This window comes from Gracilibacillus saliphilus, assembly GCF_010994085.1.
GTDB classification, from domain to species: domain Bacteria; phylum Bacillota; class Bacilli; order Bacillales; family Amphibacillaceae; genus Gracilibacillus; species Gracilibacillus lacisalsi.
Genome location: NZ_WJEB01000047.1, coordinates 1 through 23567 on the forward strand (window position 1 = coordinate 1; position 23567 = coordinate 23567).

Consider the following 23567-nt stretch of genomic DNA (forward strand, 5'->3'; position numbering starts at 1 on the left):
TGAAAGGAGGTTAAGTGGGGGTAGTTCAAATCAAAAAAGAGTATAAAAAAAGCAAAAAATGCAATTTTTATTTCAAATTACTGCTGATATGATAAATATAATCTCTCTATAGGAGTGGTGCTAATATGAAAAGTATGATTTGTGAACAACCAGGAAAGTTTAAGTGGAAAAATACAGATCCGCCGAAACCAAAAAACAGGAAGCGCTAGTTAATATTAAACGAATTGGAATATGTGGTACAGATCTACACGCGTTTAAAGGGAATCAACCATCAATATCCACGAATTTTAGGACATGAGTTAGCTGGGGTAATAGAATCTGTTGAAGACAGACAACCCCTTCGATTTAAAACAAGGAGACCAAGTCTCAATTATCCCTTATATAGAATGTGGAGAGTGTATCGCTTGCCGCAATGGAAAAACAAATTGCTGTACACAAATGAAAGTGTTGGGTGTTCATATTGATGGTGGCATGTGTGAACAGATTTCAGTCCCATACGATCATCTTATTAAGACTGAAAGATTGTCCTTAGATCAAACGGCAGTTATAGAACCACTTGGTATTGGTGCGCATGCTGTCAGACGAGCTAATATTAAAAAAGATGAATGTGTCCTTGTGATTGGATCTGGTCCTATTGGGTTAGGGGTAATGGCATTTGCAAAGATAAAGGGAGCCAAAGTGATAGCGATGGATATCAATACGGAAAGATTGAAATTTTGTCATGATTGGGCCGATGTAGACCACATTGTAAATGCATTAGACTCTCCTTTAAAATCCTTAGAGGAAATAACGAATGGAGACATGCCGACCGTGGTTTTTGATGCTACCGAAAATAGCACATCAATGACAGACGCATTTCATTATCCTGCAAATGGTGGAAAATTAATTTAAGTAGGACTGGTAAAGGAAGATATAACCTTTTCATCCCGCTTTTCATTCGAAAGAATTGACATTAATGGCGAGTAGAAATGCAACAAAGTCTGATTTTGAATATGTTGTGCAATCCATTCGAAAGAACAAGATTATTGTAAGCGAATACACCACAAATCGGTCTGGTTTTAATCAGACAATAGAACACTTTGAAGAATGGTTAAAGCCAGAGCCTAATGTCCTTAAAGCAATGGTTGAGTTATAAGTTAATTATTTTTAATAAATGTAGGAACTGAAGAAAAGCACTTACGCAAATATTATTTTGAAAAAAGGTGTTATTTTTGAATAGAAAATTAATGGGAAAGGAGATAAATTCGATGCGAGTTGACGCACATCAGCATTATTGGAAGATTAATAGAAATGATTATGGTTGGATTACACCCGAGATTCCAGCTCTTTATCGTGATTTTTATGAAGAAGATTTAGTTCCACATTTAATAAAGAACAATATTGATAAAACGATTGTTGTGCAAGCGGCACCAACCATAGCAGAAACAGATTTTATTCTCTCGCTTAGTGATGAATCAGAAACCATTGCTGGGGTTGTCGGTTGGATTGATCTTGAGGACCCTGCTTATAAGGAACAGTTAGAGCGATTTCTAAATCATTCTAAATTTGTTGGGGTACGGATAATGATTCAAGATATGCCAGATGAAAATATCATTTTAGCCCCTAAGTATATTGATGCTTTTTCTTATCTTGCAGAAATCGATCTTCCAGTTGATTTGCTAGTCCACGCTGGGCAGCTTTCTGCAGTCGTTCAACTATTGAAACAAGTATCGATACGAGGCGTGATCGATCATATTGCGAAACCGGACATTGCACAGGGTAAGCTAGAACCTTGGAAAAGCCAAATGAAAGAAATTGCAAAACATTCTAATATGTATTGTAAATTATCTGGAATGGTAACTGAAGTAGATAACAAAAATCAGCAAAAAAAAGATTTTATTCCCTATGTTCATCATATTGTGCAGATATTTGGTGTTGATCGAATTATGTATGGAAGTGATTGGCCAGTATGTTTATTGTCGGCAAGTTATGATGAAGTCTATCAACTATTAAAAGAGACATTACCAGATCAACTGTCAGAAAAGAAGCAAGCACTCATTTTCGGTGAGAATGCGCTGAAGTTTTATAAAATTGAGGAGGCATTGGATGAAATATAGAAAATTAGGACAAACAGGATTAGATGTATCGATTCTTAGTTATGGAGCATCCTCACTGGGTTCTGTATTTCGGAATATTAATGAATCGGAAGGAATTAAGTCTGTTCATGCAGCGGTGGATCAAGGGATTAATCTGATCGATGTCTCTCCTTATTATGGGTTAACAAAAGCAGAGACAGTTCTTGGTAGAGCGATAAAAGACATACCACGTGATCAATTTATTTTATCTACCAAGGCGGGACGCTACGGAGAAAAATTATTTGATTTTACGAAGAAACGAATCATGACTAGCTTGGAGGAAAGTCTAGGGCGATTGCAGACAGATTATGTAGATATTCTCCTTCTCCATGATATTGAGTTTGGATCATATGACCAAGTGATGGAGGAAGGCATTCCGGCATTACAACAATTGAAGGCAGAAGGAAAAATTCGGTTCTTTGGTGTGTCTGGATTGCCATTAACAGTTTTTGAAAAAGTACTCGCCAAGACCGAATTAGATGTTATTTTATCTTATTGTCATTTTTCTTTGAATGATACGTCGCTTTTATCCCTTCTTCCACTTTCAGAGCAAAAGAATGTAGGAATAATTAACGCCTCCCCTTTATCAATGGGATTATTAAGCTCAAGGTCTGTAGCTGATTGGCATCCAGCTGACCAGGAGATTAGGACAGCTTGCAAAAAAGCAGCAGCATTTTGTGAGCGAAACGGTGAAGATTTAGCAAAGCTAGCCATTCAGTATGCGGTTCAAGATAAACGAATTCCAACTACATTAGTAAGTACAGCAAGTAAGAAGAACATTACCAAAAATATAAAATGGGCAGAAGAACCAATTGATCAAGAGTTACTAGCAGATGTACTGGAGATATTAAAGCCTGTTCATAACAAGACATGGCCAAGCGGAAATAGTGAATGGATTGTTTAAAAAATTATATCTCGTAGGAGGGGACATTTGATTGAAGCTACAATACGATAAACCAGCAATTAAATGGACGGATGCGTTGCCAATTGGCAATGACAGAATTGGAGCATTTACAATTAAATGAAGATACATTATGGTCTGGTTACCCTCGTGATGGGAACAATCAAGGTGCAAAGGCTAGAAAAGCTATTTTATCCTTTCAAAAAGGATAAGATAGCTTTTTTTGTATTTGAATTACTTAACACGGATCATCTGCTTTCATGAGATATTTAAAAGTAGAAAATTTGTCGTTTGATGAAGATTCATGAAAAATGCTAGAAAGCGAGGATTTCCACTCAGCATTTAATATTTCATCAAAATTCCACCCCTTACAACAAAATAATCTAGCAAATAACAAAAAAGTGAAGATAATGATGCTCCTATGAAAGTGTATACATGATAAATTATAAATATCTTAAAGTTATAAACCTTTATTACGCAATGAAAGCGGATCAAAAAAAGGTTCTAACTTAGCTAAAAAGAAAACGATATCAAATTTATCATAATGGGGGATTTATCATGGAAAAGAAACATTCACTTTGGTATGTTATTTTAATTGCAGCATCTGCTGGTATGGCAGGTCTTTTATACGGTTTTGATACCGCTGTGATTTCCGGTGCAATCGGATATTTGCAGGAAATATATAATTTAAGTCCAGCGATGGAAGGTTGGGTTATCTCATGTGTCATGGTTGGTGGTGTCACAGGGGTTGCATTATCCGGATTTTTAAGTGATCGTTGGGGACGTAAAAAGTTATTGATGATGTCTGCTATCTTTTTCATCATTTCAGCATTAGGTTCAGCTTTTGCGATAGATGTAACAACATTAGTTCTAGCTCGAATTTTAGGTGGACTTGGAATCGGTTTTGCATCCGCTTTATCGGTTACCTACATCAGTGAATGTGCTCCACCAGCAATTCGTGGACGATTAGGCTCATTGTATCAGTTATTCACGATCTTCGGTATTTGTGCCACATTCTACATTAATTACTTTGTAGCAAATAGTGGTACACATGAATGGGGATTAGAACTAGGCTGGCGCTGGATGTTAGGATACGGAACAATTCCAGGAATTATTTTCTTGTTCCTTTTATTCTTTATTCCAGAGAGTCCAAGATATCTTATTCAAAAAGGAAAAGACAAAGAGGCATTTCATATTTTAAAACGAATTAATGGTGATGAAGTTGCCAAGAAAGAAGCAAAAGAGATCAAAGCTTCCATCGAAGTGGAACAAAGCAGTTCTGTAAAAGAACTTATAAAACCTGGATTAAGAATGGCAATGGGCGTCGGTATTTTCCTTGCACTATTTAACCAGGTAATCGGGATGAATGCAGTAACTTACTATGGTCCGGATATTTTCCGTAGTGTCGGTTTTGAAAACAATACAGAGTTTTTAGCGACAAGTATTATTGGTAGTGTACAAGTTGTCTTTACAATTCTAGCAATCTTTTTAATAGATAAGCTTGGCAGAAAGAAATTGATGGCAATTGGTTCTAGTTTAATGGCAATTTTCATGCTCTTAATTGGAAGTGTCTTCTACTTTGAACCAGCAAGTTCAGGCGTTTTATTGATTATTTTGATTGCAGGTTTCACTGCTTCCTTCTGTGTGTCGATGGGACCAATTCCGTGGATTATGATTCCAGAAATTTTCCCGAACCATTTACGTGCAAAAGCAGTAGGAATTGCAACAATCTTCTTATGGGGAGCAAACTGGGCAATTGGTCAATTTACACCAGTACTCATTAATAACATGGGTAGCTCATTTACATTCTGGATGTTCGCTGTCATCAATGTTATCTGCTTCATCTTTGTGATGACAATTGTTCCAGAGACAAAGAACAAAACATTGGAAGAGATTGGCCAACTATGGAAATCCAAAAAACAAGTAGAGAAAGAAGAAAAAGTACAAGAAGAAATGGCGTAGTTTACAAAGAAACAGCAAGCTGACTCGAGGTTATCAAATGCCTTTGGTCGGCTTGCTTTATTATGTATGTAGATCTCCTAGCTTTGCAGGTATACGTGGGCGAGTTTCTTTATACCATTGCCAACAAAGGATAATCATGATTATCATATCGACTAGATCTCCTCCGTAATACATAATCATACTTCCTATTTCTCCTTCATGGATGGATACCGTAACGGGAGGGTTTGCATAAAGATATTTAGCTAGTATACCATGACCCGCTAAAGCGAGTACCATCATAATAGAACGATAGAGATAACTCTTACGGTGTGGGGTCGGTTCAATATAGATCATCGACAAGGTAAATAGGTAACCGGCTAAAAATATGTGAAGATGGATGACTACATTCCATATTAAGCTCTCATGCATTGCTGCAAATAGTTTGGTAGTATATAAAAGCCATAATCCACCAACATTAAGCGTCGAAGCAATCGCAGGATCAGAGATGATACGAATAAATCTGCTTCTTAACCAATTTGTTAGCAACCTTGCATGTTGAACAGATAGTGCACGGAGAACCAGTGTAATAGGTGCTGCTAGGACCATCAGTAGAGGAGCAACCATTCCGAGAAATAAATGGGTCAGCATGTGAGCGATGAAATCGACATGAGAACGTTCAGCTAATGGACCGACAACTGCAATTATGGCGAAACTACTACCTATCATCCAATATAATGTTCGATAGACCGGCCATGGTCTTTGTTTTTTGTAAGATATAATGATTGCTAGAAAGTAAATAATCAGCCCAGTTATAAAAGGCAAAGGTAAAATGAATGGTGAAATTATACTGACTATTTCCATTTCATGCTGGTCATGTTCATGCATGTTTATCACCTCTTTTTCTTATCATGAATAGACCAACTACTATCATGAGAAGGGCAATAATATTCCATACTAGATCATAAATGATCACGTTGTCTACATATCTAATTTGATGGATGCGCAGCAGTTTGTGCTGTATAATTCCGTCATATAATTGAAATGCCCCACCACCTAATAAAACACCACCCCACCATTTACTAACCATTAATTTCTTACGCCGGCGCAAATCTGCAAACCAAAATAAACTAGCGATGGTAGCAAACCAGCTAAAAGCATGGAATAAACCGTCAGATATTAAGCCGATTTTCGTTGTCGATTTATCATAAAAGTGATGCCAGTTTAATAGCTGATGAAAGATTGTTTCATCTATAAAAGCAACGAGACCAAGCCCAAACAAGATGCCGGACCATAAATTGCGTTTTGAATAGTTAGCATAAGCATTATTCATAGCGAGTCCCCTTAGGTAATCATAATTGATTAGTTGGATATTAGTTTATCCTAAATGAGTAGAAAATAATCAAAAATCAATTAAGCTATAGTTTAAGGAAGATACCTGACCTTTACATTCATAAGTAAAAAAATGGTCTTGACTGGAAACAAAAAATGTTATACTGTATATATTGATATAAACACTATAACAATTTGAGGTGAAAAAATGGAATTCATGGAATTGATTTGGGCGTATATCTTGGTTTTCTTGTTGGCAGCGATACCTTTTGTGGAAGCTGTATATCTTACACCTATAGCGGTAGTGGCAGGACTATCACCTGTTCCAACCTTTATAATGGCTGTATTAGGGAATCTTATAACGGTTTATTTTGTTATTTTATTTATTAACAAAATAAAACAGTGGAGGAGGAAAAAGAATCAACAATCTAATAAAAAAGCTACGAAAGCTGAAAACATTTGGAAAAAATATGGACTTCCAGGTCTGACGCTAATTGGTCCATTCTTGATTGGCAGTCATCTTAGTGCGTTTTTATGTTTAGTTTTCGGAGGTACCAAGAGACAAGTAACAGTATGGATGACAATAAGTATTGTTGGGTGGAGTTTATTATTAGGAATACTAGCAGCATTAGGATTTGAATTTATGAATGTGGAAAATCCATTTATCGAAAGATTTTTCGAAGAGCAATAAGTGAAAGGTGGATATAAGATGTGGAAAAATTCTTGGTGGATAGCGAAAAGAGAATTAAAGATGCAAATTCCTGGAATTATTTTGACTTTGCTGTTCACGATTTTTATCGGAATAATTATTACACCAACTTTTTACTTAAATATAATTAATTTATTTGAAGATGCGGATATATATGGTAGTCGGCTAGTTTTTGAAGGCCATACTGTTTATATTGATAGTATTCTTGTTGATGCAATTTTCCTTGGGTTTACCCCTTGTTTGTCAGCACTTTTTATGTGGGGCCCATATGTAAGTCTTCGAGCGATTAAAGAAGATCCATTTGGAAAAAGATTGGCCGTTTATCGTTCTTTACCTGTAGCCACGGAAGTTCTGACGTTAAGCCGAATATTATTTATGCTCGTTATATTTGTACTGTTTTCGGTAGCGTTCTATTTAACGATAACGGTTAGTGTGCCAAATTCAATCTTCATTCACCTTGAGTATCATCAATTCCTAGCTTTCGTTTTATTTTGGATTGGTTATGCATTAGTAATAGGTAGTTTAAATCCGTATATTGAATCTGGTACAAATGGAAAAGTGTTATACATTTATTCATTTATCATGATGGTTTGTTTAATTCTGGTTTTATTTCTTGTCCATCAAGTCTGGAATACGAGTATTGTAAATACGACCATTTTACTTCTGACAAGAGCACCTGTTATTCCTGTGATTGTTTCCCTTACCTGTGGTATATTGGGAGTTATCACAATGGCGAAGTTATTAAATAAAAGACTCTCGGAAAGAGATTATCTGTAGATGGAAGGTGAGTGTGAATGAAGCTACCAATCGTAGTATCAGATGATAGTAAAGAACCTATTTACTATCAAATTGAACTACAAATTAAAAGGCTAATTGTTAGTGGGCAACTGCAGGCAGGTGCGGCACTACCTTCCATTCGGGCTTTATCACATGACTTATCTTGTAGTGTTATTACAACCAGAAGAGCATATCAAGATCTTGAGAACAAAGGATTTATCGAAACAGTGCAAGGGAAAGGAACTTTTGTAAAGGCGTTGGGGTCGAATACCCAGGATCAAATAAAAGAAGAGATTGTCTATTCCATATTGAAGAAAGCGATCGAAGAAAGTAAATGGATGGGCTATTCACTCACACAGCTAAGAGGAATATGTGATAAAGTAATTGATGACCTTGAGAGAGGAGATGATCGTTCATGAACCTTGCAGTGGAGATTCAATCATTGGTAAAAACATATAATAATTTTAAACTGGGCCCACTTGATATAAAAGTGGAGAAAGGTATGGTTATTGGATTACTAGGATCGAATGGATCAGGGAAAAGTACGTTATTACAGACGATCATGAAGTTAAGAAACCCTGACAATGGGAGTATTCAAGTACTAGGAATGGATATAAATCAACATGAAGTTCAAGTGAAAGAGCGGATTGGATTTGCAGGCGGGGGATTATATGAGGCGTTTAAACAATTAACAGTTGACGGACTGGCTGAACTTGTTGGACATTGGTATCGTAATTGGGATCAGCAATATTATACTTTGTTGACTGAACGGTATAATATTAATCGGAAAGAGAAATTCGCTCATTGTTCCATGGGGACAAAGAAAAAAGTAGAATTTGTTTTAGCAATGGCACATCATCCCGAGCTTTTAATATTAGATGAGCCAACAGCTAGTGTAGATTTGATATCCCAACAACGAATGCGCGAAGATTTATCACAGTTTATGGAGGATGGTGACCACACCATTGTCATGGCTACTCATTTGCAGGAGGAAGTCAAGCAATTGTGCGATTATATTTGTTTGTTAGATAATGGCGAGATCAAAGATATGTTTGAAAAGGATGAGCTCCAAAATCGCTGGGCAAGACTATGGTTATCCGATTTCCCGGCTCATTTCAAAGATGACAATAGGGTCTGGCAAATAGAAGAGAGCCCAACTCAAATTGTAACCAACCAACTTTTAGAACTAGAAAAAGAACTGCAACAACAGCAAATAGAGATTAACCAAGTTAAACGTCTAGAATTACATGAGATCTTGGAATATATTTTACAACCTTCATCAAACTCCTGAGATACTTTTCAGGAGTTTTTTCTTGCTAAAGAAACGGAAGGCTTATATAATACAACTATATTGCATAACAAGATACTGGATCTTGTTCTTTTTTAACTCGAGTAACTTGCAATACAAGGTAGGTGATGAGATGGCAATCAGAAGTCAATTATTGAAAGGAATATTAGAAGGGTGTATTTTAGCAATTATCGCAAGGGAAACAGTATACGGCTATGAACTGGCGATGAAGTTGCAACAAAATGGTTTGGATGTCAGCGAAGGTTCGATATATCCAATTTTATTACGATTGCAAAAAGAAAAATTAATTCAAGGTGAATTGAGAAAATCACCAAGTGGACCGAATCGAAAGTATTACAGATTAACAGACGCAGGACATGAATCTTTACTTGCTTTTCGGGAGAATTGGGAAAATGTAAAGAAACCAGTTGATCAATTATTAAGTGATAAGGAGGAAATCTAAATGCAAAGCTTAATTGCAGAGAATAATGAAAAAAGAAAGCTGCTGAACAAAGAAAATAAGAAAATATATGAAGATATGCTGATGTATGTTCGTCTGTCTTATAAGAAGTCAGAAGCTGAAACGGAAGAGGTATTAATGGAACTGCTGGATCATTTGTTAATATTACAACATGAAGGGAAAGATGCTTCTGAGTTGTTTGGAACAGATCCAAAACAGTATGCAGATGAAATAGTTGGTGAATTGCCACAAGTCATTACGAAGAAAGTAATCATGCTCTTTTTTATGGGGGTGTTTTATTTTCTAGGTGTAGCAACATTTGTTAATGGTTTAGTTAGTTCAATTCTTTCTTATGGATTTGGCCAATTGGAATCGAATGAAACGTATTATATCGGAACCTTGTCTGTTAATACGCTATTATCATTAGGGATTGCATTTCTTGTCGTTTGTGGTGTTATCCGATATATTAGTTGGACTTGTTTTAGAAATGTATCAAAGGTCTTTGAACTCTTGGTTACGGGAATAGTCTTTGGGACTTTGCCATTTTGTATTTTTTTGGCATTGTTCTACTTTATGCCATCTTTTGGACCGTCCATAACAATCGAGTTATACTGGCTCATCCTAATCGGTATTTGCTTCTATCTGTTAGGGAATGTGTTTAAGAGAAAAGCTTAAATAGAAGAACACCTAGAGAAATACATATTCTCTAGGTGTTTGCAGATTCGGGAAAAGATCCCCGTTACTTATTTACCAATAAATTGTTGTGTCCAATGATTCCCTTGTTCGACATATCCAACTCCGATATGAGTAAAGTTTTCATTTAAGATGTTTGCTCTGTGGCCTTCACTATTCATCCAAGCATTTACTACTTCTTCTGGTGTTTGTTGCCCCTTAGCAATATTCTCACCAGCAGTGCGGTAATCGATACCTGCTTGTTGGATCATATCAAAAGGAGATCCGTAAGTCGGACTGTTATGGCTGAAGTAACCATTTGTAGCCATGTCTTCTGATTTTTGTTTAGCTACTTTGCTTAACTCAGCATCGATTTCCAATGCCGGTAATCCTTGTTTTTGACGCTCTTCATTTGTTAATGCAACAACTTCTTGTTCAAATTCGCTAATATCAGCATTTTGATTATTTTCTGTTGTTTGTTCTTGCTCTTCTATATTTTCTTGAGCATTATCTTCTTTAGCAGGTGTTTCTTGTTGAGTTTCTTCTTCCTCAACCGGTACTTCTGCTGATGCTTCATTTTCGTTATTATTTTCTGAATGTTCTTCTTCTGGTTGCTCTTCAGCAGGTGTTTGCTCTTTTTCTGGTTGTTCCACTTCTTTTTGATTCTCGTTTTGCTCTGGCTGTTTCTCTACTTCAACATTGGCATTACCAAAGCATTTCTCCATTAGCTCTTGTATAGTAGATTCAGAGAATTTATCTGTTGAAACATATTGAAAATTATTACTTTGCACATGTTGCTTAGCATACAATGTTGAATTAGATGAAAAACCTGCTGTCATTACTAGCGCTCCAATTAGTAGAAGCGTCATTGATAGTTTCTTTATCATAAAGTGATCCACTCCTTGTCTTTGTTTTACGATTACATCATAGCATGGATTTTTTGTAATATTTATAGATTATTTTACCAGTAGTTAAAAGCGATAATGGAATTAGTTGATCAAGCCGTTTTATTAAAAAGGTATCAGGAAAAAAATGGTGAAAATAGAAGAATATAATCGGAAAATGCTATTGACAAGTTTGGGGAACGCGAATATTATGACATTTTGTTACTGATTTATTGCATATATGACAAACTATGCAAAAATATAACAAGCTGCCATAAAGAATATGGAGTGGCATTATAAAAGCCAGAAATTGCGAATAATATTCGTTTACATATCATACATATTTCTTGTATAATGAAAGTAGAATATGGAGTGAGTGCGAGGAATAATCCTCACACTCGTGTGGCTTTTACTCGGATCATCGCTTGGCAGAGCGGTGATCCTTTTTCTTATGCCTTTTAAAGTTCATGATCGCTGTTACTAAATTGATACAAGCAACCATGATACCAACAGCTAACCCAATAATAGTTAGCACCACTTCCATATTCCACACCCCCTTTCTATGTAGAGGGTTGTCTATAGTATACCACAAAAACGAACATGTGTTCTAGTTATAACGAAAAAAATTGGACTTTTCGCAAAGAAAAGTCCTTTTTACCTATAAATTATTAATAAATAATCGAACAATATCTGTCCCTGCAATAATGGTTCCTAGTGTACTACCAAGGTTGGCGAAAACTATAATCAGCAATATTCTAGTAACTTTATTGTTCCAAAACCCTTTTACCGTGTGAACGTCATCTGCTAAAGCTTCAAAATCGGAAACGTGAGGCCTTTTCACTAGTGCTTGTACAAACCCTGCAAACCAACCGGCAGCTATCAAGGGATTGAGAGATGTAATCGGCGCAGCAATTAATGCGGTTAAAATCGATAAAGGATGACCGAACGCCAAAGCTACACCTAATGCAGAAAAGCCTCCGTTCCAAATTAACCAACTGACTACTTGCTGCCAACCTGCTACAGGATTGGACCAAAAGGTATATGCGATTAACGCAATAATAATTAAGGGTATGGACCACCCAATAATCTTCGGTACATTCGACTTTGGAGGTAATTTCGTTAATTTTTTTAAGTCGTGATTTTTTTGAATTTCCTTTGTGATTCCTGGAACATGGGCAGCGCCTAAAACTGCCACGATTTTCTCACCAGGTGCTTTTTTAATTTTCTGTGCTAAATATTGGTCTCGTTCATCAATTAATGGTTTTTTAAGACGGGGAAAAGCTTCCGAAAACTCACGTAACACACTATCAATGGAGTCTTGTGTTTTCATTTTTTCCAGTTCTTCTTCCGAGATTGATTCTTTAGAGAAAACGCCAGCTAATACTTGTGTCAAAAGCATCATTTTCCCCTTCAGACCAATACTGCGCCAAATTCGCGCGAAGGTGATTTGGATATTTCGATCCGCTAACACTAATTCTGCACCTATTTCATCTGCTGATTCGATTCCTTGAATCATTTCTTGTCCAGGATTAATACCAAACTGTTTCGCCATCCGTTTTTGAAAAGAGGATATAGCTAAATTCATCAATAATAAAGTAGCTTTTTTTTCTTTTATTACTTGGAATATATCCATGTCACGCCAGGTACTACCTTTGACGATGGATTGATAACGCTGTTTATCCAATTCGACACAGATGGAATCAGGCTGTTCCTGTTCAATTACTCGTTTAACCTGCTCTGCGCTTTGCTTTGATACGTGAGCAGTTCCAATTAATATGTATTCTTTTCCGTCTAATTCAATTCTCGTAATATTTTCATTATGATCCGTCATGCACGATTCCTACCTTTTAAAGTGAGACTTCCCTTAGTAGGGGCTTGCCCCCAACAAGGGTTAGCGAAACTAAACGACTATTTCTAGTATAGCGGATTATTAGCAAAAAACATACTAACAATGCTGATATTTCAAAAATAAACTTTATAGTATGTCTGCTAATGTTTGTTCAATTGTTGGAAAACGAAAGGTATAACCGGCATCCAGTAATCTTTTGGGTATTACCCATCTGCTTTTTAAGATTAACTCCGTTTCTGTTCGTAGAAAAAACGAACCTAATTCTAACAAAGGAGTTGGTGCTGGTAAACCAACAGGTCGGTTCAACTGCTCCCGTAATACCTTCATTAAATGATGATTTGGAATTGGGTTAGGTGATGAGCAATTAAATACTCCTTCCAATTCTTCATGCTTGTTCAGAAATAAAATAATTTGAAATAGATCTTCGACATGAATCCAACTGAACATTTGCTTACCATTTCCTTGAATGCCACCGAGGCCAAATTTTACTAGGTTTTGATAAGGTGTAATAACACCGCCATCAGGGCCTAATACAATCGCAATTCTTAATGCTACCTGCCGTGTTTGGGGTGTGTTGCACTGGAAAAAAGTATTTTCCCATTTCGTTGCAACATCGACAGAGAAGCCTGTTCCGATTTCACCATCTGTTTCTGTCATCGGCCGATCTTCTGCATGCCGATAAATCGTAGCCGTGCTAGCATTGACCCAAAGTCTTGGAGGGTTTTCACAAGCTGCTACGGCATCTCCTAACAACTTCGTAGTACCTGTTCGAGATTGCAGAATCTCTTTTTTGTTCTGTTCATGATAACGGCAATTTACGGATTTTCCTGCTAAATTAATAACCATTTCAGCATTTTCTAAAGCATCAATCATGCTCTCATGATCATTCCATGTAATGGCAGGCGCTTTCCTTGCAATTAGGATAACTTTATATCCGAGTGTTTCGAACTTCTGTTGGAAATACTGGCCGATAAACCCTGTACCACCTGCAAGTACTACTTTATTTGTCATCCAACTCCTCCTATGTACTCATTTTTTCCATCATACCAAATTGGTCAGTATTGTAAAATTCTTCTGACAACTGTTCATCGATTTGTTATAATTAACAGTTAAATAGGTTCTTTAATAAGTATTCTTTTTTACATAAATGTATGGAAGGGTTAAACTATAGGTAAAGAAAGTGATGACAACTATTGCATATAAGAGTGAAAGACTGAACATACTTGGGAAGCAAGAGTAACAGAATTTGGAGGAGAACAACAATGACGTATGAAGACGATAGCTTAATGCTACACACTGACCTGTATCAAGTCAATATGGCAGAAACTTATTGGCGTGATGGCAAAGCAAATCAAAAAGCCATATTTGAATTGTATTTTCGCAAACTTCCTTTTGATAATGGCTATGCTGTTTTTGCCGGATTAGATCGTGTATTAGATTTTATTGAAAATTTTGGTTTTACGGAAAGTGATTTAACCTACTTAAAAGAAATTGGTGGATATGAAGAGGATTTTCTTGACTATTTACGAAATATGAAGTTTTCAGGTACGATACGTTCGATGAAAGAAGGGGAGATTGTCTTTGCCAATGAGCCATTAATGCGAATCGAAGCCCCCTTAGCAGAGGCGCAATTAATAGAAACTCCTTTGCTTAACATTGTGAATTACCAAACATTGATAGCAACAAAAGCTGCCCGGATTAAACATGTGGTAGGCGACAGTACCGTAATGGAATTTGGAACAAGACGTGCTCATGAGATGGATGCTGCCATTTGGGGGACAAGAGCAGCCTATATCGGTGGTTTTTCTGCTACAAGTAATGTCCGAGCTGGAAAGCTGTTCGGGATACCGATCGCCGGAACCCATGCTCATTCAATGGTGCAGGCTTATCGAGATGATTATACTGCCTTCAAAAAATATGCCAGCACACATAAAAATTGTGTCTTTCTCGTTGATACTTATGATACATTACGGTCTGGTGTCCCGAATGCCATTCGTGTTGCGAAAGAATTTGGTGATCAAATAAATTTCCAAGGTATTCGTTTAGATAGTGGGGATATGGCCTATTTATCAAAAAAAGCGAGAAAAATGTTAGATGATGCAGGATTTCCTAATGCTCAAATTATTGCATCCAATGATTTAGATGAATACACGATACTAAACCTGCAGGCACAAGGCGCACAAATCGATATTTATGGTATTGGAACGAAGTTGATTACGGCATATGATCAAGCAGCATTAGGTGGTGTATATAAATTAGTAGCTATTGAAGAAGATGGTGAAATGATTGATACGATTAAGATTTCTGCTAACCCGGAAAAAGTTACAACGCCAGGAAGTAAGAAGGTCTACCGGATCATTAATAATGAAAATCGTCATTCAGAAGGAGACTATATCGCATTAGAGCATGAGAATCCACAAGCAGAAGAGCGTTTGAAAATGTTCCATCCAGTGCATACCTATATTAGTAAGTTTGTAACTAATTTTACAGCTGTGGATCTACATGAGGAGGTTGTTGTAGATGGCAACATTAACTACCAAAGCCCATCCTTAGAGGAGATCCAGAATTACACAGCTAGCAATATGAAGCTTTTATGGGAAGAGTACAAACGAACAATGAAACCGGAAGAGTATCCAGTTGATTTAAGTGAAGCATGTTGGGAGAATAAAATGAACTTGATACGCGACATTAAGGCAAAAGTTAAACAGAAGGTTGAATAACGGAAAGGGGACATATATATGCGTTCTTTACAAAAAGAAATTATTGAAACTTTAAAAGTGCAACCGGAGATCGATCCACAAGAAGAATTTCGTCGTAGTGTCGACTTTGTCAAAGCGTATTTAACAAAACATTCTTTTCTTAAAAGTACTGTATTAGGGATCTCTGGTGGTCAAGATTCGACGTTAGCAGGTTATATTTGTCAAACGGCAATACATGAATTGAATGAAGAACTAGGTGAAGAAGAGTATACATTTATCGCAGTTCGCCTACCATACGGAGAGCAAGCTGATGAAGACGACTGTCTCGTTGCCCTTGATTTTATTAAGCCTAGTCGAACGGTCCGTGTGAATATCAAGGCGGCTGTTGATGCCAGTGAAGCAGCAGTTGAGAAGGAAATCGGCGATATTAGTGAGTTTGTCAAAGGAAATACCAAAGCACGTGAACGTATGAAAGTGCAATATGATATTGCGGCTGCATGTAATGGCGTTGTCGTTGGTACGGATCATGCTGCAGAAGCAGTTACTGGTTTCTTTACGAAATATGGGGATGGAGCAGCAGATATTTTGCCATTATATCGCTTAAATAAGCGCCAAGGAAAAGCAATTCTTAAGATGCTCGGTTGTCCAGAGCGTCTATATGAGAAAACGCCTACTGCAGATTTAGAAACGGACCGCCCGCAATTACCGGATGAAGAAGCTTTAGGTGTGACGTACGACGCAATAGATGACTATTTAGAAGGTAAACAAGTGTCAGATAAAGATGCAGAAACAATTGAAAACTGGTTCCTGAAAACACGCCATAAACGGGAGGAACCTGTTACAGTATTTGATGATTGGTGGAAAAGCTAAACAGTGAATCTCTTCCAGCAAGGGAGAAGTGGGCATCTGTTCCGTTATTTGTAACAAAACTGCAATTTTGAGAAGGTTCGCGGACATTCACTCCGTTATTGCAATATTAGCCGCAAATTCCATGCTTTTTGCCTAAATAACGGAACAGATGTCCGAAGGCACTCCTCAAATATGTATTTCACCTAAACTAACGGAATAAATGTCCGCTCCATAGCTAAAGCTAACTGTGAAGTATTTTTAATTGATTTTCCCGATTCTCTCTGTTATATTTATCTCGAATTCGAAATAACATTCCCTAATTATAGGAGATGATAATATGAACAGCTTGAAAGGTATTCATCACGTAACAGCTATAACAAGTAGTGCAGAAGAGAATTACAAATTTTTTACGTATGTATTAGGTATGAGATTAGTCAAAAAAACTGTTAACCAGGATGACATCCAAACTTATCACTTGTTTTTCGCAGATGATAAAGGTAGTCCAGGAACAGACATGACTTTCTTTGACTTTCCTGGTATCCCGAAAGGTTCTCATGGTACAAATGAAATCTATCGTACTGCTTTTCGTGTTCCTTCAGATGCTGCCCTTGATTACTGGGTAAAACGATTTGATAAGCTAGAGGTAAAACATGATGGCATTAAAGAACAATTCGGTAAAAAAGTAATTAATTTTGTTGATTTTGATGATCAGCAATACCAGTTAATTTCAGACGAAAATAATGAAGGAGTTGCATCTGGTACTCCATGGCAAGATGGTCCTATTCCATTAGAGTATGCGATCACTGGCTTAGGTCCGATTTTTGTTCGTATTCAAGATTATAAATATTTCAAGCAAGTCATGGAAAAAGTCTTGCTGTTTTCCGAAATAGATCAGGAAGGTTCTTCTCACTTATTTGAAGTGGGTGAAGGCGGAAATGGAGCACAGGTCATTGTGGAAGAGAATGTTGTCTTACCTATGGCGCGTCAAGGTTATGGAACCGTACATCATGCTGCTTTCCGGATTGATGATCTTGAAACATTGCACGAATGGGATGAGCATTACCGCCGATTTGGTTTTCAGACTTCTGGATATGTCGATCGTTTCTTCTTTAAATCATTATATGCCAGGGTCGCACCGCAGATTTTATTCGAATTAGCTACTGACGGTCCAGGTTTTATGGGAGATGAACCATATGAAACATTAGGTGAAAAGCTATCTTTACCACCATTTTTAGAAGATAAACGGGAAGAAATTGAAGGAATGGTTCGCTATATTGATACGGTAAGAAGTACGAAACAAATAGAAAAAGAATATATGGAATAAAGTTTGGCCAAGTACTAGTACTTGGTCTTTTTACATGGAGAAACGTCATTATTCTTTTATATGCGCCCTTTTTTAGGAAAATTCATCATAATTTTACAATAATTTATTACTAGGTTAATATTCGACATTTATCCTTTAATAAGTAGATATTCATTTTTTGAAATTATTAGGGGGATATAAATGAAAAAAATATGGCTTTTCTTAGTGATGGCATTATTAGCTGCAACCCTAATTGCTTGTGGAGATTCAGAAGAAGGCTCTACAGACGAAGCAATAGAGACAGATAATGATGTGGAAGAAAATAGTGTGGAGGCAAGTGAAGATACCGAGGAAGAAGCAACACAATCAATCGATACATTGTCCATTGGCTTTGTACCTTCACGTGATCCAGAGGAGATTGTAACAGCAACAGAACCTTTGAAAGATTTATTAAAAGAAGAAATGGCAACTTTGGGTTATGAAATAGGAGAAGTGGATATTACTGTTGGTACCAATTATGAAGCGGTAGGGGAAGCTCTTTCTGCAGGTACAACAGATATCGGTCTTATTCCTGGTGGTACATATGTACTGTATGACGATGGAGCGGAAGTTATTTTGACAGCAACTCGCGCAGGATTGAATAATGACTCAGATGAAGCAAGCGACTGGAATGAGAATAAACCAACAGAAGATAGTGATGAGCAAGTAACTTACTATCGTGCTTTGATGATTGCTGGTCCTTCTGAAAAAGGTCAGGAATTAGCGGACAAAGTAAACGGCGGGGAAAAGCTTACAGCGGAAGATATGGAAAGTGCTAACTGGGCAGTAATGTCATCATCATCTCCAGCAGGTTATATTTATCCATCTTTATGGTTGAAAGATAACTTTGATCTTACAATTGCAGATCTGCCAAATAAAGCAAAAGTAGATTCCTATGGTAGTGCTTTTGCAAGACTAGCTGAAGGACAAATTGATGTAATGGTAACATATGCAGATGCTAGACGAGACAATGAAGAAGCATGGCAATCCGAATTTAATAGAGAAGGAACAATTTGGGATGAAACAAATGTCATTGGTGTAACTTCTGGTATCTACAACGACACAATCAGTGTAAGTAAAAATTCCGATAAGATGGATGATGATTTAAAAGCCGCTGTTCAACGAGCATTTATGAATATTGCGGAAACAGAAGAAGGAAAAGAAGTCATCTCTATTTACAACCATCAAGGTTATCAAGAAGCAAAAGATTCAGACTATGACAAAGAGCGTGAAGCACAAGAAATGGTGCAGTCATTAGATTAATGTTCTACCTTTTTTAAATAATATTGAAGGAAAAATGGGGACATCATTCTTTGATGTTCTCATTTTTCACAAGGAAGGCGATAGAAATGATTGAATTCACGAGTGTAGATAAAGTATATCCTAATAAAGTGAAAGCATTAGAAAATATTAATCTAAAGATCGAAAAAGGAGAGTTTGTGGCGGTCATTGGTTTATCTGGTGCAGGTAAGTCTACGCTGATTCGATGTATTAATAGAATGCACGATATTACGAGTGGATCTCTTGTCGTGGACGGCACTAATGTCAGGAAATTAAAAGGAAAAGAAATTCGCAATTTCCGCAAGAAGATTGGTATGATCTTTCAATCTTTTAATTTAATCACACGTACTACTGTAATCAAAAATGTATTAGTTTCTTTTGTACCGCAGCTATCTTTTTGGCGAAAACTGACTGGGATATTTAGTAAAGAGCATAAACTACTAGCATTGACTGCCCTAGATCAGGTTGGCATTTTAGAGAAGGCCTATATTCGTGTTGATCAGTTATCCGGGGGACAGCAGCAACGTGTGGCATTAGCAAGAACGTTGGCACAAAATCCGGCTATCCTTCTTGCTGATGAACCAATTGCATCATTAGATCCGGTTACATCTAAACAAGTAATGGATGATTTCAAGCGTATTAATCAAGAGATGGACATGACCGTACTTTTGAATATTCACCATGTAGAAGTGGCACTCGAATATGCGAATCGAATTATCGGTGTAAGGGAAGGGCAAATTGTTTACGATGGTCCTGCTAATGAGGTAACAGATAAAGTATTAGACTATATTTATCAAGGTAAGGTGGGCGAAGTGAAACAGGAAATGTATAAGGAAGGTGCCTATGTTTGATAAGATTTTTCCACCAAAGCAAGTAGTATTACCTAATGGTAAGGCTGTTTCGGAAAAAAGATCACGTACTCCTTTGATTTTTATTATGGTTCTCATTGCAGTCTATTTATCGATAAGGTTTACTAACTTTGAGTTTAGTTTGTTAGTAAAACGAGGTCATGAGTTTTTCGTTATTATAAATGAAATGATTCCTCCTAAGTGGGAATACCTTCCTCATCTATGGCAGCCTTTATTGGATACCATCATGATGTCGATCCTTGGTTCTGTGTTAGGTTCATTTGTTGCTGTACCTATCGCTTATCTAGCGGCCTCCAATATAATCAAGAACAAGATAATCGTTATGGTTGCACGAATATTTTTAAGTATATTAAGGACAATGCCTACTTTAGTTACTGCTTTAATTGCAACATTTATTTTCGGTTTAGGAACAATAGCTGGTACGATTGCTATTTTTCTATTTACGCTAGCATATGTAGGGAAGCTATTGTATGAGCAAATTGAGAATGCTAGTATGGGTGCTTTTGAGGCGATGGAATCGATCGGAATTACGAGAATACAAGCATTTCGTTATGCAATTTTTCCGCAAGTATTGCCTAACTACTTATCCACTTCCTTGTTTTGTTTTGAAGGAAATGTACGTTATGCGGCAATTTTAGGCTATGTAGGTGCTGGCGGAATCGGTTTACTCTTAGATGAGGGTCTAGGCTGGCGCGATTATGCAAGTGTAGGAATGATATTACTTATGCTAGCTATTACGGTGTTTTTGATTGAGACGGCTAGTGAATATTTCAGAAAAAAGTTGATATGAAAGGCTTGACTTATGATGAATGCTATCGAAAAACAATTATATGCAAAGCCGAGAAAGAACAGTTATATTTATGTTATTTCCGCTGTTTTACTAGGTTTAATAATTTGGTCATTATTTGTTATAGATTTTGGAAGTATGGAGGAAAGTGGTTGGGCGATTGCTAAAAACATTCTTATGGGTATTGTCACGCCAGATTTAGATTTCTTGTTTGATTTTACCACACAGGGTGTCATATATTTATTAGTGGAAACGATCGCTATAGCTTTTTTAGGGACAATTCTTGGTGCAATTTTAGCAATTCCGTTTGCCTTTTTATCTGCATCCAATGTGGTTCCAAAGCCTGTGGCATTTATAACAAGGTTATTATTAATTTTCATTCGTACAGTTCCTTCGTTGGTTTATGGTTTAATGTTTGTTCGGGTAGCTGGACAAGGCCCCTTTACTGGTGTGTTAACAATTTCGTTAGTTTCAATCGGTATGCTTGCAAAACTTTTTGTTGATGCAATTGAAGACTTAGATACGAGTATTTTTGAATCGATGACGTCGATAGGTTGTACGACACTTGAGAAAATCAGATTTGGTATTATTCCACAGTTAATCGCAATGTTTTTATCTATAGGGATTTACCGATTTGATATGAACTTGCGGGAAGCATCGATTCTTGGACTTGTTGGTGCAGGTGGTATCGGTGCACCGTTAATTTTTGCGATGAATGCGTACAGGTGGAATGAGGTTGGTTCGATATTAATTGGTCTTGTAGTATTAATATTTATTGTAGAGCTTTGGTCAAACCAGATGCGGAATAGATTAGTTCGTGGATAGGCTAATGAGAGTTTGGATTCTGATCCGAGCTCTTTTTACTTTTCATTGCTATTACTGACTGCACAAGATATGATAATAGAAAATCGAGCATCTACTTTTCCCTTTATTACTAGTATCGCCTGTCAAATAATCAGACTATATAAATTAAATCGCTAGCGTTTATATAGTCCTGTTTATACATGCTTTGTTAATCTAACTATATCTTTTTGAGAAATTGATAAAGAAAGTAGGGATACAATGGAAAAAACAACATATCGACAATCGCATTCCCTTACATGGTCTAAATTCATTATACTATCAATAGCCTGTACTATATTAATTTATGCACTTGTGTATATCTATGATGAAGCTTTTTACCCAAAAGGTTGGATTGTTATTGCTGCTTATATCACAATTGGTGGAATTATTTTATTAAAAGGGTATCGTAAAAAACTCGAACTTGATGAAGAATGCCTGTTATATCAAGGTTATATTCAATCATATCTAGTTTATTATAATAATATTAAGTTCGTGGAGCAGGAAACTAGCTCTTCGCATAATGATGGAGTATTGAGCAAAACCTCGTACTTTTTGCTTAAAGATAGAGAAGCAAAAAAAATACTTCGCCTTCCTTGTTCTATATTTAACAGCGAGAACGAAAAAATACAATTTCTAAATATATTAGACCATTATCCTAATATCGATTTAGATTATTCTTGTCAAGTATTAATAGGCCAAAAGGATTGGAGACAAGATGCGATCGGTCTTATCGAAAAAGTCTATACTGATTATAGAAAAAGCAAAGCCAAAGATTGATGGATAACCAGTATTAAAATCATCGAAGCGATAGTTTTATTGTATTTGGTCCTATACTTAATTAATGTCCAGAAAATATTATTGAAGAATAGCTTGAAATCCTTTACAATTTTAGTACAATCGATATGGTAAAAAAGTTTACTTGATCCTTTAACCAGAAAAAAAACCCTATGCTTTATTTTGAAAGGGGTTACAAGATGAAAAAGTTATTGTTTGTTTATATAGTCTTAATTGGATTATTTGTTCTGTACGTATATCAATATCAAACAAGTGAAACGACGAATAACGATTGGTCGGAGCATGAGTTGAGGGGTACGGTTGACGAAACCTATGTGATGGTGACGTTTCAGGCTGGAATTGATTACTGGAAGAGGCCATTAAAGGGGTTTGAGGATGCGGCAGAGGCTCTTAATGTATCTGTTGAATATCGCGGAGCAACACAATATGATGTGAATGAAGAAATTACGGTGTTAGAACAAGTTATTGCCAAAAATCCCTCGGGTATTGCTGTTTCTACGATGGATCCTGAAGCATTAAACCCTGTCATTAATAAAGCAGTAGATTCTGGAATTCCTGTTGTCATGTTTGATGCAGATGCACCAGATAGTCAGGCATATGCTTTCTTAGGAACGAATAACCATTATGCTGGTGTTACAGCGGCACACAAAATGGCGGAATTATTAAATCAATCTGGTGAAGTTGGTGTAGTGACACATCCCAATCAATTAAACCATCTGGAACGGACACAAGGTTTTCGAGAGACTATTGAGAATGAATACCCGAAGATGAGAGTGGTTGATGTGAAAAATGGTCGTGGGGACCAGATGATCTCGAAAGAAGTTTCAGAAGAATTATTGAGAGAATATCCGGATATTAAAGGTATTTTTGCTTCAGAGGCAAATGGTGGCGTTGGCGTAGGTAAAGCAGTATTAGACCAACAAAGAAAAGGTGACCTCCATATTATCAGCTTTGATACAGATAAAGGTACCCTAGATATGATTGAAGAAGGGGTAATTTCTGCAACGTTGGCGCAAGGGACGTGGGAAATGGGGTATTGGTCCCTGCAGTTTCTCTTTCATCTTCAACATAATTTAGCAGGTGATTTAAATGGAGAAACGAACCTGCCACGTTATGTTGATACAGGTATAACAGTTGTAACAAAAGACAATGTTAGTGATTACTATCCTGTAGATTAA

24 protein-coding genes and 2 pseudogenes are annotated in these 23567 nt (G+C 36.7%); 20 read left to right on the top strand and 6 right to left on the bottom strand.

Annotated elements, in window-relative coordinates; all coding sequences use genetic code 11:
- The first annotated feature begins 125 nt into the window (after positions 1-125).
- The 5 genes and pseudogenes from GHT08_RS22635 (at position 126) to GHT08_RS20460 (ending at position 4977) form a co-directional block, all read left to right on the top strand.
- Positions 126-1135 (top strand): annotated as a pseudogene (locus tag GHT08_RS22635) (zinc-binding alcohol dehydrogenase family protein).
- Positions 1136-1247: 112 nt separating this feature from the next.
- Complete coding sequence (locus tag GHT08_RS20445; protein WP_163583242.1) at positions 1248-2096, top strand: amidohydrolase family protein; 849 nt, start codon at positions 1248-1250, stop codon at positions 2094-2096.
- Positions 2086-3018: an aldo/keto reductase gene (locus GHT08_RS20450; RefSeq protein ID WP_163583243.1), complete on the top strand. Its 933-nt coding sequence runs from the start codon at positions 2086-2088 to the stop codon at positions 3016-3018. The genes GHT08_RS20445 and GHT08_RS20450 overlap by 11 nt, the downstream gene beginning before the upstream one ends.
- Before the next feature lie 31 nt (positions 3019-3049).
- A pseudogene (locus tag GHT08_RS22640) lies at positions 3050-3191 on the top strand (glycoside hydrolase N-terminal domain-containing protein); the annotation flags it as partial.
- 382 nt (positions 3192-3573) lie between these two features.
- Positions 3574-4977, top strand: a complete 1404-nt coding sequence (locus GHT08_RS20460) for a sugar porter family MFS transporter (protein ID WP_163583244.1) — start codon at positions 3574-3576, stop codon at positions 4975-4977.
- A 60-nt stretch (positions 4978-5037) separates the two neighbouring features.
- Here the strand turns inward: GHT08_RS20460 and GHT08_RS20465 are convergent, their stop codons facing one another.
- Positions 5038-5841, bottom strand: coding sequence for a cytochrome c oxidase assembly protein (locus GHT08_RS20465; protein WP_163583245.1), 804 nt, complete (start codon positions 5839-5841; stop codon positions 5038-5040).
- Positions 5834-6286: a DUF2243 domain-containing protein gene (locus GHT08_RS20470; RefSeq protein ID WP_163583246.1), complete on the bottom strand. Its 453-nt coding sequence runs from the start codon at positions 6284-6286 to the stop codon at positions 5834-5836. The genes GHT08_RS20465 and GHT08_RS20470 overlap by 8 nt, the downstream gene beginning before the upstream one ends.
- 207 nt (positions 6287-6493) lie before the next feature.
- On the opposite strand from GHT08_RS20470, the gene GHT08_RS20475 reads away from it, so the two are divergent.
- From GHT08_RS20475 to GHT08_RS20500, 6 genes are all read left to right on the top strand, one after another.
- The gene (locus GHT08_RS20475) at positions 6494-6976 is read left to right on the top strand and encodes a small multi-drug export protein (RefSeq protein ID WP_163583247.1); all 483 of its coding nucleotides are present in this window, start codon (positions 6494-6496) and stop codon (positions 6974-6976) included.
- An 18-nt stretch (positions 6977-6994) separates the two neighbouring features.
- Entirely contained in the window at positions 6995-7771 is a 777-nt protein-coding gene (locus GHT08_RS20480; RefSeq protein ID WP_163583248.1) for a hypothetical protein, read from the top strand.
- A gap of 17 nt (positions 7772-7788) precedes the next feature.
- Complete coding sequence (locus GHT08_RS20485) at positions 7789-8190, top strand: GntR family transcriptional regulator (protein WP_163583249.1); 402 nt, start codon at positions 7789-7791, stop codon at positions 8188-8190.
- On the top strand, positions 8187-9062 hold the full coding sequence (locus GHT08_RS20490; protein WP_163583250.1) for an ABC transporter ATP-binding protein: 876 nt from the start codon (positions 8187-8189) through the stop codon (positions 9060-9062). Before GHT08_RS20485 ends, GHT08_RS20490 begins: the two co-directional genes overlap by 4 nt.
- A 130-nt stretch (positions 9063-9192) precedes the next feature.
- Positions 9193-9522, top strand: coding sequence for a PadR family transcriptional regulator (locus GHT08_RS20495; RefSeq protein WP_163583251.1), 330 nt, complete (start codon positions 9193-9195; stop codon positions 9520-9522).
- Positions 9523-10194, top strand: coding sequence for a DUF1129 family protein (locus GHT08_RS20500; protein WP_163583252.1), 672 nt, complete (start codon positions 9523-9525; stop codon positions 10192-10194).
- Between the two features lie 68 nt (positions 10195-10262).
- Here GHT08_RS20500 and GHT08_RS20505 read toward each other — a convergent pair whose 3' ends face one another.
- The 4 genes from GHT08_RS20505 to GHT08_RS20515 form a co-directional block, all read right to left on the bottom strand.
- On the bottom strand, positions 10263-11078 hold the full coding sequence (locus tag GHT08_RS20505; protein WP_163583253.1) for a CAP domain-containing protein: 816 nt from the start codon (positions 11076-11078) through the stop codon (positions 10263-10265).
- A gap of 415 nt (positions 11079-11493) precedes the next feature.
- Positions 11494-11619 carry a hypothetical protein gene (locus GHT08_RS22450; RefSeq protein ID WP_018932177.1) on the bottom strand — a complete coding sequence of 42 codons (126 nt, stop codon included), beginning with the start codon at positions 11617-11619 and terminating at the stop codon, positions 11494-11496.
- A gap of 114 nt (positions 11620-11733) precedes the next feature.
- Positions 11734-12906 carry a TraB/GumN family protein gene (locus GHT08_RS20510; protein WP_163583254.1) on the bottom strand — a complete coding sequence of 391 codons (1173 nt, stop codon included), beginning with the start codon at positions 12904-12906 and terminating at the stop codon, positions 11734-11736.
- A 144-nt stretch (positions 12907-13050) separates the two neighbouring features.
- A complete protein-coding gene (locus GHT08_RS20515) occupies positions 13051-13935 on the bottom strand; it encodes a TIGR01777 family oxidoreductase (RefSeq protein WP_163583255.1) in 885 nt (294 codons plus the stop codon).
- A gap of 251 nt (positions 13936-14186) precedes the next feature.
- On the opposite strand from GHT08_RS20515, the gene GHT08_RS20520 reads away from it, so the two are divergent.
- The 9 genes from GHT08_RS20520 (at position 14187) to GHT08_RS20560 (ending at position 23567) form a co-directional block, all read left to right on the top strand.
- Entirely contained in the window at positions 14187-15644 is a 1458-nt protein-coding gene (locus GHT08_RS20520; RefSeq protein WP_163583256.1) for a nicotinate phosphoribosyltransferase, read from the top strand.
- Between the two features lie 18 nt (positions 15645-15662).
- The gene (gene nadE / locus GHT08_RS20525; protein WP_163583257.1) at positions 15663-16493 is read left to right on the top strand and encodes an ammonia-dependent NAD(+) synthetase; all 831 of its coding nucleotides are present in this window, start codon (positions 15663-15665) and stop codon (positions 16491-16493) included.
- Positions 16494-16809: 316 nt separating this feature from the next.
- Positions 16810-17796, top strand: a complete 987-nt coding sequence (locus tag GHT08_RS20530; RefSeq protein WP_163583258.1) for a ring-cleaving dioxygenase — start codon at positions 16810-16812, stop codon at positions 17794-17796.
- Positions 17797-17976: 180 nt separating this feature from the next.
- On the top strand, positions 17977-19077 hold the full coding sequence (locus tag GHT08_RS20535) for a PhnD/SsuA/transferrin family substrate-binding protein (RefSeq protein WP_163583259.1): 1101 nt from the start codon (positions 17977-17979) through the stop codon (positions 19075-19077).
- Between the two features lie 86 nt (positions 19078-19163).
- Positions 19164-19946, top strand: coding sequence for a phosphonate ABC transporter ATP-binding protein (phnC, locus tag GHT08_RS20540; protein WP_163583260.1), 783 nt, complete (start codon positions 19164-19166; stop codon positions 19944-19946).
- On the top strand, positions 19939-20754 hold the full coding sequence (gene phnE, locus GHT08_RS20545) for a phosphonate ABC transporter, permease protein PhnE (RefSeq protein WP_163583261.1): 816 nt from the start codon (positions 19939-19941) through the stop codon (positions 20752-20754). Before phnC ends, phnE (GHT08_RS20545) begins: the two co-directional genes overlap by 8 nt.
- Before the next feature lie 15 nt (positions 20755-20769).
- Positions 20770-21576 carry a phosphonate ABC transporter, permease protein PhnE gene (gene phnE, locus GHT08_RS20550; RefSeq protein WP_163583272.1) on the top strand — a complete coding sequence of 269 codons (807 nt, stop codon included), beginning with the start codon at positions 20770-20772 and terminating at the stop codon, positions 21574-21576.
- Between the two features lie 237 nt (positions 21577-21813).
- On the top strand, positions 21814-22371 hold the full coding sequence (locus GHT08_RS20555) for a hypothetical protein (RefSeq protein WP_163583262.1): 558 nt from the start codon (positions 21814-21816) through the stop codon (positions 22369-22371).
- A gap of 197 nt (positions 22372-22568) precedes the next feature.
- Positions 22569-23567, top strand: coding sequence for a substrate-binding domain-containing protein (locus tag GHT08_RS20560; RefSeq protein ID WP_163583263.1), 999 nt, complete (start codon positions 22569-22571; stop codon positions 23565-23567).

Coding starts and splice junctions, on each gene's coding strand:
- GHT08_RS20520 (WP_163583256.1), top strand. CDS start 14,187: ATGACGTATGAAGACGATAGCTTAATGCTACACACTGACCTGTATCAA.
- phnE (WP_163583261.1), top strand. CDS start 19,939: ATGTTTGATAAGATTTTTCCACCAAAGCAAGTAGTATTACCTAATGGT.
- GHT08_RS20460 (WP_163583244.1), top strand. CDS start 3,574: ATGGAAAAGAAACATTCACTTTGGTATGTTATTTTAATTGCAGCATCT.
- GHT08_RS20555 (WP_163583262.1), top strand. CDS start 21,814: ATGGAAAAAACAACATATCGACAATCGCATTCCCTTACATGGTCTAAA.
- GHT08_RS22450 (WP_018932177.1), bottom strand. CDS start 11,619: ATGGAAGTGGTGCTAACTATTATTGGGTTAGCTGTTGGTATCATGGTT.
- GHT08_RS20560 (WP_163583263.1), top strand. CDS start 22,569: ATGAAAAAGTTATTGTTTGTTTATATAGTCTTAATTGGATTATTTGTT.
- GHT08_RS20505 (WP_163583253.1), bottom strand. CDS start 11,078: ATGATAAAGAAACTATCAATGACGCTTCTACTAATTGGAGCGCTAGTA.
- GHT08_RS20495 (WP_163583251.1), top strand. CDS start 9,193: ATGGCAATCAGAAGTCAATTATTGAAAGGAATATTAGAAGGGTGTATT.
- GHT08_RS20535 (WP_163583259.1), top strand. CDS start 17,977: ATGAAAAAAATATGGCTTTTCTTAGTGATGGCATTATTAGCTGCAACC.
- GHT08_RS20500 (WP_163583252.1), top strand. CDS start 9,523: ATGCAAAGCTTAATTGCAGAGAATAATGAAAAAAGAAAGCTGCTGAAC.
- GHT08_RS20475 (WP_163583247.1), top strand. CDS start 6,494: ATGGAATTCATGGAATTGATTTGGGCGTATATCTTGGTTTTCTTGTTG.
- GHT08_RS20470 (WP_163583246.1), bottom strand. CDS start 6,286: ATGAATAATGCTTATGCTAACTATTCAAAACGCAATTTATGGTCCGGC.
- GHT08_RS20510 (WP_163583254.1), bottom strand. CDS start 12,906: ATGACGGATCATAATGAAAATATTACGAGAATTGAATTAGACGGAAAA.
- GHT08_RS20530 (WP_163583258.1), top strand. CDS start 16,810: ATGAACAGCTTGAAAGGTATTCATCACGTAACAGCTATAACAAGTAGT.
- GHT08_RS20490 (WP_163583250.1), top strand. CDS start 8,187: ATGAACCTTGCAGTGGAGATTCAATCATTGGTAAAAACATATAATAAT.
- GHT08_RS20485 (WP_163583249.1), top strand. CDS start 7,789: ATGAAGCTACCAATCGTAGTATCAGATGATAGTAAAGAACCTATTTAC.
- GHT08_RS20445 (WP_163583242.1), top strand. CDS start 1,248: ATGCGAGTTGACGCACATCAGCATTATTGGAAGATTAATAGAAATGAT.
- GHT08_RS20515 (WP_163583255.1), bottom strand. CDS start 13,935: ATGACAAATAAAGTAGTACTTGCAGGTGGTACAGGGTTTATCGGCCAG.
- phnC (WP_163583260.1), top strand. CDS start 19,164: ATGATTGAATTCACGAGTGTAGATAAAGTATATCCTAATAAAGTGAAA.
- phnE (WP_163583272.1), top strand. CDS start 20,770: ATGAATGCTATCGAAAAACAATTATATGCAAAGCCGAGAAAGAACAGT.
- GHT08_RS20465 (WP_163583245.1), bottom strand. CDS start 5,841: ATGCATGAACATGACCAGCATGAAATGGAAATAGTCAGTATAATTTCA.
- nadE (WP_163583257.1), top strand. CDS start 15,663: ATGCGTTCTTTACAAAAAGAAATTATTGAAACTTTAAAAGTGCAACCG.
- GHT08_RS20450 (WP_163583243.1), top strand. CDS start 2,086: ATGAAATATAGAAAATTAGGACAAACAGGATTAGATGTATCGATTCTT.
- GHT08_RS20480 (WP_163583248.1), top strand. CDS start 6,995: ATGTGGAAAAATTCTTGGTGGATAGCGAAAAGAGAATTAAAGATGCAA.